This window comes from Mesorhizobium sp. M7A.F.Ca.CA.002.09.1.1 (assembly GCF_003998555.1).
In the GTDB taxonomy this organism is placed as follows: domain Bacteria; phylum Pseudomonadota; class Alphaproteobacteria; order Rhizobiales; family Rhizobiaceae; genus Mesorhizobium; species Mesorhizobium ciceri.
Map to the genome: position 1 here is coordinate 1 of NZ_RZRR01001524.1, position 579 is coordinate 579.

1 pseudogene is annotated in these 579 nt (G+C 69.3%); it reads left to right on the forward strand.

From position 1 onward, the window contains the following. Window positions 1-114: 114 nt before the first annotated feature. Window positions 115-579 (forward strand): annotated as a pseudogene (locus tag EN994_RS34435) (alpha-hydroxy-acid oxidizing protein); the annotation flags it as partial.

Sequence of the window (579 nt, forward strand, 5' to 3'; positions counted from 1 at the left end):
CAGTACTACCAGACTTCGACCAGCCGCTATCGCAGCGACGCTGCAGGGGGAGGCCAGCGTGCGTCGGCCTGGACGCGCCGGAGGCGGCGGCTTGGGCGCGCTGCCGTCGGTTCGATCCGACGCAACGCCGTCGCCCGCTGCTACGGATGGAGCGAGCATGAGCGACACCGCCCTGAGCCGGGGAAGGACGAACATCTGGACATCGTGCTGGATCGGCGAACGGCGCCGGCCACGGTGGCCGCTGGCTGGGAGTACATCCATCTCGAACACTGCGCACTGCCCGAGTTGGACCTGACGCAGATCGACCTGCGCGCCTCGCTGCTGGGCAAGGCTATGCGCGCGCCGCTGCTGATCAGCTCTATGGCCGGCGGCATGCCACGGGCCGAGGCCATCAACCGGCATTTGAGCGAGGCAGCGCAAGCCTTGGGGATCGCCATGTGCGGTTCGCAGCGTGTGAGCCTGCAATCCCGCAACTCCCAGGGGCTAACGCGCGCGCTGCGCCGCCTGGCGCCAGACATTCCCTTGCTGGCCAATATCGGCGCCGCGCAACTGCGGGAGGCCGACGGCCTGGACCTGGCG